Source organism: Aliihoeflea aestuarii (genome assembly GCF_024105665.1).
Taxonomy (GTDB): Bacteria; Pseudomonadota; Alphaproteobacteria; order Rhizobiales; family Rhizobiaceae; genus Aliihoeflea; species Aliihoeflea aestuarii.
This window is the reverse complement of sequence record NZ_JAAAMK010000002.1, coordinates 583392-597770: the sequence shown is the minus strand read 5'-3', so window position 1 is coordinate 597770 and position 14379 is coordinate 583392. Positions and strand designations below refer to the sequence as shown.

Sequence of the window (14379 nt, the reverse complement as noted above, 5' to 3'; positions counted from 1 at the left end):
AATGAACGAAGAGCATTTGTCCTGCGTGGATTGTGGTGCGCGCTACCCGTGTGCGCTCATCTACGAGTGCGCCGCTTGCGGCGACATTCTGGAACTGGTGCGCGATGAAAAAAGCACAGCCCGCCTTGATGGGCTGATTTCCGAACGCGTCAGCCTCGGCGAAGGTGAAACTCCTCTTCTGCGCGCGCCGGATGATTTTCTTGCCGAGATCGGTTTTTCGGGTCGGCTGTGGTTCAAGGACGAGACGCGCAATCCGTCCGGGTCCTTCAAGGACCGTCACGTTGCTGCCGCCTTGACGCGTGCTATCGCTCTCGGTGCAAACGGCGTGGTGTGTGCGTCGAGCGGCAACGCGGGAGCCTCGGCGGCGGCCTATGCGGCCCGGGCCGGCCTGCCGGCGATCATCGTCGTGCCGCAGCGCACGCCATTGGAGAAGATGACGCAGATCGGGGCCTATGGCGCGCAACTGATCAAGGTAGAGGGCCACTACAGCAACTCCTACGACCTTGCGCTGCGTATCGCGCGGGAAGCGGGTTACGTCAATTTGACCACCACCTACATCAATCCTTACGGCACGGACGCCCTCCGCGTCGTCGGCCGCGAACTCTCCGATCAACTGAACGGCGACGTGCCGGACTGGGTTCTGGTTCCCACCGGTGCAGGGCCGCTCGTCAAGGGTGTCGTGCAAGGTTTCGCCGACAAGGCAGGAGGCATGCCACGCGTCGTTGCCGTGCAGGCCGAGGGATGCGCCCCCGTCGTCGACGCCTACGACAAGGGGCTGTCGGCTGTGACGGCATGGGGAGAGCCGACGACGATCGCCTCCGGCATCTCCGACCCGCTGATCGGATACGAGAAGGACGGAAGCTACACTCTCCGCCTTGTCCGCGAGACGTGCGGCGTTGCGATAGCGGTCAGCGACGATGAAATTCGCGCTGCCATGCGCCGGCTGGCGGCCGGGACCGGCATCTTTGCCGAACCGACGGCGGCGAGCTCGGTGGCGGCGGCTGAAAAACTGATCGCTGCCGGCATCATCGATCGGAAGGCCAGCATCGTGTGCATGATTACCGGCCACGGCTTCAAGGACTTCAAGGTCTACCGTGAAATGGACATGCGCGAGACAAGCGTGGCGGCCGGCGCGTCGCTGGACGGTCTTCTGGGCGAACGCTGCCGGGAGGATGCCGCGCCATGATTTTCTTCATCATGCGGCGTCTCATAACGCTGCTGCCGACGCTGATCGTGCCTCTTTTCCTGGTCTTCACCCTGCTGCATCTGTCGCCAGGCGATCCGGCGGCCGTGATGCTTGGCGCTGACGCCACCGCCCAGCAGGTTCAGGCGCTCCGCGAGCAGCTTGGTCTCAACGACCCATTCCTCGTGCAACTGTTCACCTGGCTCGGCCGCATGGCGACGCTCGACCTGGGTGACTCCATCTTCCTGCGAATGCCCGTGATGGACGCCATTTTGCAGCGCCTCGAACCCACGATCATGCTTACGCTTTATGCGCTGACGATCGCCGTGGTGGTCGGCATGGTCTCGGGCATCGTGGCCGCGGTCAACCGCAACGGCGTTCTCGACCAAGTGTCGATGACGGTCGCTATGGTGGGTGTCTCAATGCCTGAATTCTGGTTCGGGCTGATGCTCATCGTCGTGTTCGCGGTCGAGTTCCGGCTGTTCCCTGTTGCAGGTTACACACCGCTCGATCAGGGCTTCTGGGCGTGCATCTGGTCCCTGACCCTTCCAGCCGTTTCGGTCGGTCTCGTGCAGGCCGGTTTCATCGCACGTATAACGCGCTCCAGTATGCTCGACGTCATCGGCGAAGATTTTATTCGCACCGCGCGCGCCAAGGGCCTGCCATCGCGTGTGGTCATCCTGCGCCATGCTCTCAAGAACGCGTTGATTCCTGTGCTCACGGTCATCGGAATCACCTTCGCCGTCCTGATGGGAGGCGCGATCGCGATCGAAACGGTGTTCAATATTCCCGGTATCGGCAGATTGCTGGTCAATGCGGTGGCGCGGCGTGATTACCCGGTCATCCAGGGCGTGGTGCTGTTCATGGCGCTGACCTTCATCTTCATCAACCTGTTCGTCGACATTCTCTACGGGTTCATCGATCCAAGGGTGAAAAATCAATGAGCGTTGCAGGCGAGACTTCCCCGCCGATGCTTGCAATCCGTGACCTGCAACTCGGCTTCCGTTCGCATCGCGGCGACGTTCAGGCGCTTGCCGGCGTTTCCATCGAGGTAGGCGAACGCGAAATCGTCGGTATCGTGGGCGAAAGCGGGTGCGGCAAGAGCATAACCGCGCTCAGCGTGATGGGGCTCCTGCCGGAAGGGACCACGCGCGTCATGGGCGGCAGCATCGAGTTCAGAGGCGATGATCTGCTTACGCTTCCGCCGCGCGAGCGAAGGCAGATGCGTGGCCGCGACATCGCGATGGTCTTTCAGGAACCGATGACGAGCCTGAACCCGATCATGCCGATCGGCGATCAGATCGCCGAACCGATCCGGTTGCATCTTGGCTTGAAAGGAGCGGCGGTTACCGAACATGCGCTCGACGTGTTGGATAAGGTCGGCATTCCCCGGTCTCGCAATATCCTACCGGATTACCCGCACCAATTGTCGGGCGGTATGCGCCAGCGTGTGATGATCGCGATCGCGCTGGCTTGTAATCCGAGCCTCATCATCGCCGACGAGCCGACGACGGCGCTCGATGTGACAATCCAGGGCCAGATTCTCGACCTGATGGTGGAGGCACGCGACACGTTCGGAACCTCGATCCTGTTCATCACGCACGATCTTGGGGTCGTCGCGGAAATCTGCGACCGCGTGGTGGTCATGTATGCCGGCAAGGTAGTGGAGACAGGGCGCACAGACGAGGTCCTGTCATCTCCGAGGCATCCCTATACGCAGGGGCTGATGCGCTCGCTTCCCTCGCTCGATACTCGGCAGGAGCGTCTCGAAACGATCCCGGGTTCGGTTCCGGCTCTTTTCGATATGCCGCGGGGCTGTCGTTTCCGCCCGCGTTGTTCCTATGCCGACGACGGCTGCCGTCGCGATCCGCCTGTCGAAGTCATCGGCGGACAAAAGGTCAAATGCTGGAAGGCCCGACAGATCAGCGGAGTGCACCATGCCTGAGGCTCTTCTGCGCGTGAACGAATTGCGCAAGGATTTCGTTGTCGGTCCCATGTTCAGGCGCAAGACGGTGCAAGCCATTCGCGGCGTGTCCTTTGTCCTGAACAAGGGCGAGACGCTTGGGCTGGTGGGGGAGAGCGGTTGCGGCAAGTCGACCACCGGCCGCGCGGCGATCCGCCTGATCGAGCCGTCTTCCGGTTCCATCGAATATGACGGTGTCGATCTCGCCTCAGTTGGCGCACGCGACATGCGGCGCTTGCGTCAGGATCTTCAGATCATTTTTCAAGATCCTTACGCTTCGCTCGATCCCCGAATGACCGTCGAGCAGATTCTGACCGAGCCACTAGGTATCCAGAAAATCGGCACGTCAGCCGAAAGACGCGAGCGCGTCATGGACATCATCGCCGAGGTCGGATTGCAGGCAGCCCACGCCGCGCGCTATCCGCATGAATTTTCGGGAGGGCAGCGCCAGAGGATCGGCATCGCGCGCTCGCTTATCCTCAATCCGAAGATGATCGTGGCCGACGAACCGGTCTCCGCGCTCGACGTTTCGGTGCAGGCCCAGATCATCAACCTGATGCAGGACGTGAAGGCCAAGCACGGAATGTCCTACATCTTCATCTCGCACGATCTGAGCGTCGTGAAACACATTTGCGACCGCGTCGCGGTCATGTATCTGGGGGAGGTCGTGGAAACGGCATCGCGCGATGCGCTCTATGAGGAGCCGTTGCATCCCTATACGAAGGCCTTGATGTCGGCCATTCCGGGCCGGCGCGGGGCGCAAAAACGCATTACCTTGAAAGGCGATATTCCGAGCCCCGCTTCACCACCCAGGGGGTGTGCCTTCCACACCCGTTGCCCAAGCGCTATGGCGATATGCAAGACGACACCGCCGCAGGCTATCGAAACGGGTGGCCGAAAGGTAGCGTGCCACCTTTACAATTGAATGCCGCAATCCGAGGAAAACGACTTGACCAATTCGCCCGCCTCCCGTCTGGCCGAACTCGGCATCATATTGCCGTCCGCTCCAAGGCCCGTCGCCAACTACGTACCGTTCGTGATCGAGGGCGATTATCTCTACCTGTCGGGCCAAGGGCCGCGTGAGGCCGCCGGAACGTTGCGAACCGGCAAGGTCGGCGCCGAAATAGGCATCGATCAGGCCTATGCCGACGCGCGCCTGACGGGCGTCAACCTCCTGGCCGTCATTCAGGAAGCGCTGGGCGATCTCGGCCGCGTGCGGCGCGTGATCAAGCTTCTGGGCATGGTGAACGCCGTTCCCGATTTCGGTGACCATCCCAAGGTGATCAACGGGTGTTCCGACCTGCTCGTTGACGTCTTCGGCGACGCGGGACGGCACGCGCGATCGGCCGTGGGATTCGGCTCTTTGCCGAACAACATCACCGTCGAGATCGAAGCCATCGTGGCGTTTCGCAATTGAGCGACCATCGCTTCGCCCTCGTCGACTGGGGCACGACAAGCTTCCGGTTATGGCTCGTGGACGCGGCCGGCGAAGTGGTTGCCCGCGCGAACGGGCGCGAGGGCATGACCTACGCTGTCCGGCAGGGCTTCGAAAATGTGCTCGAACGTCATCTAGCGCAGACCGGCGCGCCGTCCGGCCTGCCGGTGCTGATCTGCGGAATGGCGGGCGCACGCCAGGGCTGGCGTGAGGCGGCTTATGTCGAAACGCCGGCACCACTCGCACAGCTCGTCGATCGTTCGGTCATGGTGGACAGCCGCCTTGGCGACATACGCATCCTGCCGGGAATTTCCCACGGCGATCCGGCGATGCCGAGCGTCATGCGCGGAGAGGAAACGCAGCTTCTGGGACTTGGAACTGCACAGGGAAAAACGCTTGTCTGCATGCCCGGCACCCATTGCAAATGGGTGGAAATCGAAGATGGGATCGTGAGCCGCTTCTCGACTTTCCTGACGGGCGAGCTTTTCGACGTGCTGTCCACATATTCGATCCTGCAACATGCGGTCGAAAAGGGCGACACCGTAGCGAACGACGTCTTCCGGTCGGCCGTTCGCATTGCTGGTGCTGCACCCGAACTCGTCTGGACGAGGCTGTTCGCATTGCGGGCATCGCAGCTTCTGGGGCAGATGGAGCGCGCGGATGGAGCGGCGCATCTGTCCGGCCTGTTGATCGGAGCGGAGATCGCCGCGGCGCGGCGTTTGCATGGGGGCGGATCGAAGTTTGTCCTTGTCGCCTCCGGTCCGCTCGCCGCGCTCTATCGGAGCGCGCTCGCAGACGAAGGCTTCGAATTTCGTCATATGGACGCAGACGATGCGGCGCTGTCGGGACTGTTGCGCGCCGCGCGTAGTATCTGGCCGGAGAGGATGGCTGAATGAGTGGAATTGCATCGAGCTGCCGGCCATGGCCGGTGTCGAGGCGCGGCCTCGTGGCCATCTTGCGCGGCATCACGCCCGCTGAAGTCGCCGGCATCGCCGACGCGCTTGTCGAGGCGGGGATCGACATGATCGAGGTGCCGCTGAATTCGCCCGATCCGTTCGCCTCCATACGAATCCTCGCTGAACGGCATGGCAAATCCTGCCTGATCGGTGCGGGAACCGTGCTGACTTGCGAAGACGTCAAACGGCTCGCGGAGGCCGGTGGGCAACTGGTCGTGAGCCCGAATGTCGATCCTGCCGTTCTGGAAAGCGCGGCGGCACTGAAGCTAGTGTCGATGCCGGGCGTTTTTACACCGACCGAGGCGTTTCTGGCGCTGCGCTGCGGCGCGTCCGCGCTCAAGATATTTCCCGCTTCCGCGCTTGGTCCATCCGGCATTTCCGCCATCCGTGCCGTCCTGCCCGGCGATACGGTAACGGCGGCCGTTGGAGGAATTGCATCGCAGGACTTCGCTGCCTATGCCAAAGCCGGTGTCGGCGTTTTCGGCTTGGGATCGAACCTTTACAAACCCGGCGACGTGGCTTCGGCGGTGCATAAAAGGGCGCGTTCGGCTGTGAGGGCCTATGACGATATCGCGGGGGCGGCATCATGAGCGGGCATTTCCTGTCCATCGGCGAGGCGATGATCGAGATGGCGGGCGGTTCGCAGGGCAATTGGAATATGGGCGTGGCCGGCGACACCTTGAACACGGCCTGGTATGCGCGCCGCCATCTGGGAGCCGACTGGCGCGTTTCCTACTTCACTGCGCTCGGCGAGGATCGCTATTCCGGCACGATCCGCGATTTCATCGACGGGGCCGGGATTGAGACCGGCCTGATCGCGACCATTCCCGAACGCCGTCCGGGCCTGTACTTCATCCATCAGGAAAATGGCGACCGTCACTTCACCTATTGGCGCGACGCATCGGCCGCCAGGCTGCTTGCGCGCGATCGATCGGCTTTGGCCAACGCGATCTCAGCGGTGGATGTCGTCTATTTTTCGGGCATAACGCTCGCGATCCTGAGCGATACGGATCGGCGCGCGTTTCTGGACGTACTCGGCGCTTCCGTTTCCAGGGGAACGCGGGTCGCCTTCGATCCCAATATCCGTCCGTCACTCTGGCGCGATGAGGACGAGATGCGCCACTGGCTCATGGAAGGCGCACGCGTGTCGACCATCGCGCTGCCGACCTTCGGCGACGAAGCGCAATTGTTCGGCGATGACGATCCGGCCGCGACGGCTGTCCGCTACAGGGCAGCGGGCGTGAGCGAGATCGTGGTCAAGAACGGACGGCAGCCTGCCTATGTCGACACCGGCCAAAGGTGCTTCAAGGTCGGGGCGCAAGAAGTCGAGAATGTCGTCGATGCGACGGGAGCGGGGGACAGTTTCAACGGTGCATATCTGGCTGCGCGATTGACAGGAGAAGATGCCCGCGAAGCTGCTGTGAAGGGACATCGCACAGCCGCCACCTGCCTGGCTTCTCATGGCGCGCTGATAGGTTGACCGTGGAACGGCAACGTACAACCGATCCAGTTGAATGCAGGTCTGGTCGCCGGACTTGATTGTTCGCAGGCCATCGCGTGACGTACAGCATGCAACAATGGCAGCGCTGCCAATTTTCGGTTCTCATCTGATGGATGGGGTGATATCGAAAGGTCGACAAAGTCTCGTTTGATCTGTGCCGTATCTCGAACGCCTTGATCGAGCAGGAATCGTCCAGGACCGATTTCATTTCGGTTCGACGTTGTAGAGGAGGGGATCGCTTATGACCGACTTGAGCGGGAAAACGGTATTGGTTACGGCTGCGGCGCAAGGCATCGGCCGTGCAAGCGCCGTCGCGCTGGCAAAAGCGGGGGCCAGGGTCATCGCGACCGATATCAATGTCGACATGTTGCGGGAACTGGATGGTGAAGCTGCGATCGTCACGCGCCGTCTCGACGTGCTCGACAGGAATTCCATCCAGCCGCTCGTCGAAGAGATCGGGCGGGTCGATATCCTGTTCAATTGCGCGGGCATCGTTCATGCCGGCACGGTTCTCGACTGCACGGATGAGGAGTTCGACTTCGCATTCTCGCTCAACGTTAAGGCGCAGATACGGATGATCCAGGCGGTGTTGCCGGGGATGCTCGACCGCAAGGACGGCTGCATCATCAATATGGCGTCCGTCGCCTCGAGCGTGAAGGGTGTGCCGAACCGCTGCCTTTACAGCGCGTCGAAAGCTGCCGTGATCGGTCTCACCAAGTCCGTCGCGGCAGACTACGTCGCGCAGGGAATCCGCTGCAACGCGATCTGCCCCGGAACGGTCGATAGCCCGTCACTGCATGAGCGGCTGAGGGCGCAGGGCGACTACGAGGCCGCACGCGCGGCTTTCATTTCACGCCAGCCGATCGGCCGCATTGGTCATGCCGACGAGATCGCGGACCTGGTTGTTTATCTCGCCGGTGCAACCTACACGACGGGCGCCATTCATCTGGTTGATGGCGGCTGGGCCATTTGAGGACTTTTCAATCGAGAGGAGAATTTCATGAAGCTTCTGCGGTACGGCGAGGTGGGGCAAGAAAAGCCCGGACTGCTCGACGATGACGGACGAATCCGCGATCTCTCCAACAAAATCGACGACATTGCCGGCGATGTGTTGACGCCGTCGGGACTTGACAAACTGGCCGGGATCGATCCGTCGAGCCTGCCGCTTGTCGAAGGCGATCCGCGGATCGGCCCCTGCGTCGGCGACGTGGGCAAGTTCATCTGCATCGGTCTCAATTACGCAGATCACGCAGCCGAAAGTGGCGCTGCGGTGCCGCCCGAGCCGATCATGTTCATGAAGCCGACCTCCGCGATCGTCGGCCCCAACGACACGGTTCGCATTCCGCGTGGATCGAAGAAGACCGACTGGGAAGTCGAACTCGGCATCGTCATCGGCCAGACGGCGAAATATGTTTCGGAAGCCGATGCGCTGTCGCATGTCGCGGGCTATTGTGTCGTCAACGACGTGTCCGAGCGCGAATTCCAGCTGGAGCGGCACGGCACCTGGGATAAGGGCAAGTGCTGCGACACGTTCGGGCCGATCGGTCCCTGGATGGTGACGAGCGACGAGATCGCCGATCCGCAGGCGCTCGGCATGTGGCTGGACGTAGACGGTCATCGCTATCAGGACGGCTCGACGAAGACGATGGTCTACGGCGTCGCCCATCTCGTCTCCTATCTCTCGCAGTTCATGAGCCTGCATCCGGGCGACATCATCGCGACCGGCACGCCTCCGGGTGTCGGTATGGGCCAGAAGCCGCCCGTCTATCTCAAGGCCGGCCAGACGATCCGGCTCGGCATCGAGGGGCTTGGCGAACAGCGGCAGGTGACGGCAGCGGATTGAGCTACCTTATTGCGAACGCAGAAAAGGCCGGCGCATCCGAGCGCCGGCCTTTTGCGTCTCGCCCTGGGAGGCTGTGCTTTCGACCTATTCCTTCACGGCGCCGGTCATCGACGAGACGTAGTAGTCGACGAAAAAAGAGTAGAGGATGACGACGGGCAGCGAACCGATCAGCGCGCCCGACATCAGCGCTCCCCATTCATAGACGTCGCCGCGCACGAGTTCGGTCAGCACGCCGACGGGCACCGTCTTGTTCTCAGAAGAGGAGATGAAGGTGAGGGCGTAGATGAATTCGTTCCACGACAGGGTGAACGCGAAGATGCCGGCCGATATCAGGCCCGGAATGGCAAGCGGCAGCACGATCTTCGTGAGTATCTGCCAGCGGCTTGCCCCGTCGACCAACGCGCTTTCCTCCAGTTCGAACGGGATCGAGCGGAAATAACCCATCAAAAGCCAGGTGCAGAACGGGATCAGGAAGGTCGGGTAGGTGAGGATCAGCGCAAGCCGGGAATCGTAGATGCCGACCTGAAAGACCATGAAGGCGAGCGGAATGAACAGGATCGACGGCGGGACGAGATAGGCCAGAAAGATCATCAGGCCGGTGACGCGGGCGCCCGTGAAGCGAATGCGTTCGATCGCGTAGGCGGCGAAGACCGAGGCGGCCAGCGACAGGATTGTCGAGAAGACGGATACGATCATCGTGTTCCACAACCATCCCGGATAGGACGTGCGGAACAAGAGATAATGGATGTGCTCCAGTGTCGGTCCGACGACCCAGAACGGGCTGTAGTCGCGGTAGTTTGTGAGCTGGTGGTTCGGCTTCACGGCCGTTACGGCCATCCAGTAGAACGGGAAGAGCAGCACGAAGACGAAGAGGGCGAGCGGCAGGTAGATCACCACGATGCGGCGCATCAGCGTGTCGTACTGGCGCATGCCGACGATGTCGTCCTGGGCAGGCTGTGCGGTGGATACTTGATCGGTCATCGATGTGTCCTCAATCCGCGCCGCCCTGCTGCCATTTGCGGCGTTGCAGTCCGAAGAAGCTGAACAGGATGGCGCCGAGCAGGAAGGGGATCATCGCGACCGCGATGGCCGCGCCTTCTCCCAGTTGCCCGCCGGGTATCGCGCGCTGGAAAGACAGCGTCGCCATCAGATGGGTCGCGTTGACCGGCCCGCCGCGCGTCAGCACGTAAATCAGTTGGAAGTCGGTGAAGGTGAACAAGACCGAGAACGTCATCACCACGGCGATGATGGGCGTCAGCAGCGGCAAGGTCACATGGCGGAAGCGTTGCCAGGAACTCGCGCCATCGAGTGCCGCCGCCTCGTGCAGCGATTGCGGGATCGTCTGAAGGCCGGCCAGAAGGCAGATCGCGACGAAGGGAATTCCGCGCCAGACATTGGCCGCGATGACCGAGGCGCGCGCGTTGTTTGGATCGCCCAAGAAGTTGATCGGTCGGTCGATCCACCCCCATTCCATCAGGACGAAGGAAATGATGGAAAATTGCGAATCGAAGATCCACCAGAAGGCGAGCGCCGAAAGCACTGTGGGAACGACCCACGGCAACAGAATGATTGCACGAAAGAAATTCTTGAAAGGCAGATGCTCGTTGAGCACCAGCGCCAGCCAAAGTCCGAGCACGAATTTCAGAACCGATGCGACGAAGGTGTAGAGCAGGGTGTTGAATACGGACATCCAGAATACGGAATCGTCCCACAGCCACTGGTAGTTTTCAAGGCCGATGAATACGCCCGGACGGCCGATCGACGTATCCGTGAAGCCGAGCCAGACGCCCAGTCCGAGCGGGTAGGTCAGGAAGCACAGGAGGAAGGCGGCCGCCGGCAGCATGAAGAACAGGCCGAGGCCGTTGCGGCTTTCGGTCAGCCGCATCAGCATCGACGTGCCTGGCCGGGGCGCGGCCTTGCCGTTTTCCATGGTCGTGGACATGTGTGGCCGATCTCCGTCGCTGGATCACCGTTGCCCGTTGCGGGCCGACCGGCGGCGAACCCGCCGGCATGAAGATGCCGGGCTCTCGTGAGAACCCGGCAACCGTGCGTCAGGTTCGGTAGTAGCGGCCGATCCGCCGTTCCGCGTTGGCGATCGCCTCTTGAGGCGAACGCTGGCCGGTGACGGCCTCGGCGAACATGTCGACCAGGACGTAGTCGGCCATCGTCGCTGCCGATGCCGTGCCCAGCGGGCCGGGCCAGCCGTTCGGACGCAGGCTTTCCGAAGCCTTGGAATAGGGTTCGTGAATCGGCGAGGCCGTCCAGACCGGGTTGGATTCATATGCCCGCAAGGGTTGGCAGCAATAGGCGCTGGCGCCTTCGATCCAGGCATTCATCCTGTCCGCCTCGTACATGAAGGCGAGATACGCTTTTGCGGCTTCAGGGTAGGGCGTGTGGTTGAAGATCGACAGCGTCGAAGTCTGGTGAAGTTCGACCGATTCACCGACCGGCCCGATCGGCATCGTCGTGGTACGGATGTCGTCGGCGATTTCCTGCATCGCGGGATCGTTGCGCGCGGCGTAGTAAAGCGAGACGCCGTTGGCCACGAGCGAGCATTGGCCGGCGAGAAATGCGCGGTTGTTGTTGATGTCGAGCCAGCTTTCCGTGCCGGGGATGAAGGTTGCGTAGAGCGCCTGTGCGTATTCGATGGCCGCAAGCGTCTCTGGGCTGTCGATCGCCACCGCACCGTTCTCGTCGACCGCCCGTCCGCCATGGCTCCACAAAAGCCAGTGCGCGTAATTGTTGCCGTCGCCGACCGCCTTTCCGTGCGGGAAGCCGGCAGGTGTACCGTTGGCCTGCAATGCGGTGCAAAGTTCCAGAAAGCCTGCGGTATCGTTCGGAAATTCCGAGAATCCCGCCGCTTCGACCTGGCTGGCGCGATAGCAGATGGCATTGCCGATCGTGCAAAGCGGCAGCGCGATGAACTGGTCGCCGCGTTTCCCGTAGCCTTCAAGCCCCGGATACCAGCCGCCATGGGCTTCGCCGAGTGCATTTCCAAGTTCGGTAACGTCGATCAGCTTATCGGGATATTGGTGCGCGTCGTCGAACCAGCCCATGACTAGATCCGGTCCTGAGCCGATATTGGCGGCAACGGCGGCCTTTGGGCGTACGTCCTCCCAGCTTTCCTGCTCGATGCGGACCTGAACGCCGGTCGCTTCGGTGAATGCCTGCGTGTTGGCGTTCCAGGCTTCCTCTTCGGCGGGAACGAACGGCACCCAGCGCAAGAGCCTGAGTTGCGCGCCTTCTTCGGGCGTGTAGGTGGGGATGCCGTTCTGCGCGAATGCGCGTCGGGGCATGGCGAGCTTGCCGAGAGCTGCCGTGCCGACGAGGCCTGCGGCACCCGTCATGATCTGTCTGCGGTTCATTCTCATATCGTTTCCTCCCATTGTTCTGGACGCTTCGGGTCCTCCACCCTCTTCGTCCGTTTCCTTGCCTTTTCGTCAGTCCGTCAGTCGCATGCCCGATTTTGCGTCGAAGAGATGCGCCGCGCGCGGATCGATCGACACGTTCAGGATTTCGCCCGGTTGCAGCATCACGCGTTCGCGAAAGACACAGGTGACCTGCGTCTTTCCCAAAAGGGCGACGATCTGGCTTTCCGACCCGGTCGGCTCGATGACCTGCACCTTGAGATCGACCGTCCCGCCGAGCGAGACGCCCTCTGGCCGGATGCCGTAGACGAGTTCTTTTCCGCGTGCGGACGCGATGCCCGGCGGTGCAGGCAGGACGATGCCGTCGCCCGTGACGAACCGCGACGGGTCGGCCTCGTCCAGCTTACCGCTCAGCATGTTCATGGCGGGCGAGCCGATGAAGCCGGCGACGAAGAGATTTGCGGGCTTGTCGTAAAGGTCGAGCGGTGCGCCGATCTGCTCCACGATGCCGTCATGCATGACGACGATCTTGTCGGCCATCGTCATCGCCTCGATCTGATCGTGGGTGACGTAGACCGTCGTGGTGGTCAGCCTTTGATGCAGGTTCTTGATTTCGGTGCGCATCGATACGCGCAGCTTGGCGTCGAGATTGGAGAGCGGTTCGTCGAACAGGAAGACCTGCGGATCGCGAACGATGGCGCGTCCCATGGCGACGCGCTGGCGCTGACCGCCGGAAAGCTGGCGCGGATAGCGTTCGAGCAGGCTGGAAAGCCCCAGAATTTCCGCTGCCGGCTTCACGCGCTCCTGAATCTGCGCCTTCGGGACGCCCGCGAGCATCAGCGAGAACGACATGTTGTCGGCCACGGTCATATGCGGATAGAGCGCATAGTTCTGGAACACCATCGCGATGTCGCGTTCCTTGGGCGGCAGGTCGTTGACGACGCGGTCGCCGATACGGATTTCGCCGGAACTGATGTGTTCGAGCCCGGCCAGCATGCGCAGCAAGGTCGACTTGCCGCAGCCAGACGGGCCGACCAGGATGACGAATTCGCCGTCCTCGATGGCGACGCTCACTCCCTTGATGACGGGATGGTTCCCGAAAGACTTTCGTACGTCGTCGATTTCGACTGACGCCATTGGAAACCTCCCTGCATGTCCCTTCGCGTCGCCGTTCGTTGCGAGCGCCTATCCTCGCCCGACGAACGGCATCGCGTTCGCCATGACGGTGATGGTCAGTACGTTCGTTCCAAGAGGCAGGCCGGCCATGTAAACGACCGCTTCGCCGACGTGGCGCGGATCGATCGTCGCCTCCGCTGCGATGCTTCCGTCGGCCTGCAAGACACCTGTCGAGATGGTCTGCGTCATTTCGCTGGCAGCGTTGCCGATGTCGATCTGGCCGCACGCGATATCGTGCATGCGACCCTCGAGCGACGTGGCTTTAGTCAGGCCCGTGATCGCGTGCTTCGTGGCCGCATAGGGCGCGGAATTGGGGCGCGGCGTCGTCGCCGAGATCGAGCCGTTGTTGATGATGCGTCCACCCTTCGGCTGCTGCGACTTGAACAGCCGCACCGCGTGCTGCGTGCACAGGAAGGCGGAGGTGAGATTGGATGCGACGACGGCATTCCAATCGGCAAAGGAAATCTCTTCGAGCGGCACGGGCGGTGCGTTGATCCCGGCATTGTTCACGAGCAGATCGAGCCTGCCGAAACGATCGACGATTTCATCGAAAAGAATTTTGACGGAGTCCGGATCGGAGACATCCGCCCGGATGGCCGAAACGGCAAGGCCTTCACCGGAAAGGGTCGATACCGCGCCTTCGAGAATTTCCGCGCGGCGGCCCGTGACGACCACCTGCCATCCGGCTTCGGCAAGCGCGCGGGCAACCGCCAATCCGACGCCCGTGCCGCCGCCCGTCACGAGCGCGACCGACATTGTGTCGCCGGTTCTAGCCATGCGGAAACATCCGCTTCGCCGGTGTCATTGATCTCCTCCCGAGACAATTCTGCCGTTCGGAAACTGCCTTAACGGCACCTTCGATCAAACGGGTAACGCATCGTCAAAAGGCTGGCAAGCAATAATTGGCAGCGCTGCCAATTATGTGGTAGCCGTTCTGCAATAGCGTGGCTAGGA

At 61.9% G+C, this 14379-nt stretch carries 15 protein-coding genes; 10 read left to right on the top strand and 5 right to left on the bottom strand.

All coding sequences use genetic code 11. From position 1 onward, the window contains the following. Window position 1: 1 nt before the first annotated feature. The 10 genes from thrC to GTW25_RS07235 all read left to right on the top strand — a co-directional run bounded on the left by thrC (window position 2) and on the right by GTW25_RS07235 (window position 8881). A complete protein-coding gene (gene thrC / locus GTW25_RS07280; RefSeq protein ID WP_252911290.1) occupies window positions 2-1186 on the top strand; it encodes a threonine synthase in 1185 nt (394 codons plus the stop codon). Beyond that, window positions 1183-2127, top strand: a complete 945-nt coding sequence (locus GTW25_RS07275) for an ABC transporter permease (protein ID WP_252911288.1) — start codon at window positions 1183-1185, stop codon at window positions 2125-2127. Before thrC ends, GTW25_RS07275 begins: the two co-directional genes overlap by 4 nt. Beyond that, window positions 2124-3128, top strand: a complete 1005-nt coding sequence (locus tag GTW25_RS07270) for an ABC transporter ATP-binding protein (protein ID WP_252911286.1) — start codon at window positions 2124-2126, stop codon at window positions 3126-3128. The genes GTW25_RS07275 and GTW25_RS07270 overlap by 4 nt, the downstream gene beginning before the upstream one ends. Next, window positions 3121-4071, top strand: a complete 951-nt coding sequence (locus GTW25_RS07265; protein WP_252911285.1) for an ABC transporter ATP-binding protein — start codon at window positions 3121-3123, stop codon at window positions 4069-4071. Before GTW25_RS07270 ends, GTW25_RS07265 begins: the two co-directional genes overlap by 8 nt. After that, window positions 4072-4563: a RidA family protein gene (locus GTW25_RS07260; RefSeq protein ID WP_252911283.1), complete on the top strand. Its 492-nt coding sequence runs from the start codon at window positions 4072-4074 to the stop codon at window positions 4561-4563. Next, window positions 4560-5477, top strand: coding sequence for a 2-dehydro-3-deoxygalactonokinase (locus GTW25_RS07255; RefSeq protein WP_252911281.1), 918 nt, complete (start codon window positions 4560-4562; stop codon window positions 5475-5477). The genes GTW25_RS07260 and GTW25_RS07255 overlap by 4 nt, the downstream gene beginning before the upstream one ends. After that, a complete protein-coding gene (locus GTW25_RS07250) occupies window positions 5474-6127 on the top strand; it encodes a 2-dehydro-3-deoxy-6-phosphogalactonate aldolase (RefSeq protein WP_252911279.1) in 654 nt (217 codons plus the stop codon). Before GTW25_RS07255 ends, GTW25_RS07250 begins: the two co-directional genes overlap by 4 nt. Next, a complete protein-coding gene (locus tag GTW25_RS07245) occupies window positions 6124-7017 on the top strand; it encodes a sugar kinase (protein WP_252911278.1) in 894 nt (297 codons plus the stop codon). The genes GTW25_RS07250 and GTW25_RS07245 overlap by 4 nt, the downstream gene beginning before the upstream one ends. Window positions 7018-7279: 262 nt before the next feature. Continuing rightward, on the top strand, window positions 7280-8011 hold the full coding sequence (locus GTW25_RS07240) for an SDR family oxidoreductase (protein ID WP_252911276.1): 732 nt from the start codon (window positions 7280-7282) through the stop codon (window positions 8009-8011). A 27-nt stretch (window positions 8012-8038) separates the two neighbouring features. Then, window positions 8039-8881 (top strand): fumarylacetoacetate hydrolase family protein, encoded by an 843-nt coding sequence (locus GTW25_RS07235; RefSeq protein WP_252911274.1) that lies wholly within the window; start codon window positions 8039-8041, stop codon window positions 8879-8881. Between the two features lie 84 nt (window positions 8882-8965). On the opposite strand, the gene GTW25_RS07230 is transcribed toward GTW25_RS07235, so the two are convergent. The 5 genes from GTW25_RS07230 to GTW25_RS07210 all read right to left on the bottom strand — a co-directional run bounded on the left by GTW25_RS07230 (window position 8966) and on the right by GTW25_RS07210 (window position 14202). Continuing rightward, window positions 8966-9862, bottom strand: coding sequence for a carbohydrate ABC transporter permease (locus GTW25_RS07230; RefSeq protein ID WP_252911272.1), 897 nt, complete (start codon window positions 9860-9862; stop codon window positions 8966-8968). A gap of 10 nt (window positions 9863-9872) precedes the next feature. After that, a complete protein-coding gene (locus GTW25_RS07225) occupies window positions 9873-10823 on the bottom strand; it encodes a carbohydrate ABC transporter permease (protein WP_252911270.1) in 951 nt (316 codons plus the stop codon). Window positions 10824-10932: 109 nt separating this feature from the next. After that, window positions 10933-12252, bottom strand: a complete 1320-nt coding sequence (locus tag GTW25_RS07220) for an ABC transporter substrate-binding protein (protein ID WP_252911268.1) — start codon at window positions 12250-12252, stop codon at window positions 10933-10935. A 69-nt stretch (window positions 12253-12321) separates the two neighbouring features. Beyond that, window positions 12322-13386, bottom strand: coding sequence for an ABC transporter ATP-binding protein (locus GTW25_RS07215; protein WP_252911266.1), 1065 nt, complete (start codon window positions 13384-13386; stop codon window positions 12322-12324). A gap of 48 nt (window positions 13387-13434) precedes the next feature. After that, complete coding sequence (locus GTW25_RS07210) at window positions 13435-14202, bottom strand: SDR family oxidoreductase (protein WP_252911265.1); 768 nt, start codon at window positions 14200-14202, stop codon at window positions 13435-13437. Window positions 14203-14379: the final 177 nt, after the last annotated feature.

Coding starts and splice junctions, on each gene's coding strand:
- thrC (WP_252911290.1), top strand. CDS start 2: ATGAACGAAGAGCATTTGTCCTGCGTGGATTGTGGTGCGCGCTACCCG.
- GTW25_RS07275 (WP_252911288.1), top strand. CDS start 1,183: ATGATTTTCTTCATCATGCGGCGTCTCATAACGCTGCTGCCGACGCTG.
- GTW25_RS07270 (WP_252911286.1), top strand. CDS start 2,124: ATGAGCGTTGCAGGCGAGACTTCCCCGCCGATGCTTGCAATCCGTGAC.
- GTW25_RS07265 (WP_252911285.1), top strand. CDS start 3,121: ATGCCTGAGGCTCTTCTGCGCGTGAACGAATTGCGCAAGGATTTCGTT.
- GTW25_RS07260 (WP_252911283.1), top strand. CDS start 4,072: ATGCCGCAATCCGAGGAAAACGACTTGACCAATTCGCCCGCCTCCCGT.
- GTW25_RS07250 (WP_252911279.1), top strand. CDS start 5,474: ATGAGTGGAATTGCATCGAGCTGCCGGCCATGGCCGGTGTCGAGGCGC.
- GTW25_RS07245 (WP_252911278.1), top strand. CDS start 6,124: ATGAGCGGGCATTTCCTGTCCATCGGCGAGGCGATGATCGAGATGGCG.
- GTW25_RS07240 (WP_252911276.1), top strand. CDS start 7,280: ATGACCGACTTGAGCGGGAAAACGGTATTGGTTACGGCTGCGGCGCAA.
- GTW25_RS07235 (WP_252911274.1), top strand. CDS start 8,039: ATGAAGCTTCTGCGGTACGGCGAGGTGGGGCAAGAAAAGCCCGGACTG.
- GTW25_RS07230 (WP_252911272.1), bottom strand. CDS start 9,862: ATGACCGATCAAGTATCCACCGCACAGCCTGCCCAGGACGACATCGTC.
- GTW25_RS07225 (WP_252911270.1), bottom strand. CDS start 10,823: ATGTCCACGACCATGGAAAACGGCAAGGCCGCGCCCCGGCCAGGCACG.
- GTW25_RS07220 (WP_252911268.1), bottom strand. CDS start 12,252: ATGAGAATGAACCGCAGACAGATCATGACGGGTGCCGCAGGCCTCGTC.
- GTW25_RS07215 (WP_252911266.1), bottom strand. CDS start 13,386: ATGGCGTCAGTCGAAATCGACGACGTACGAAAGTCTTTCGGGAACCAT.
- GTW25_RS07210 (WP_252911265.1), bottom strand. CDS start 14,202: ATGGCTAGAACCGGCGACACAATGTCGGTCGCGCTCGTGACGGGCGGC.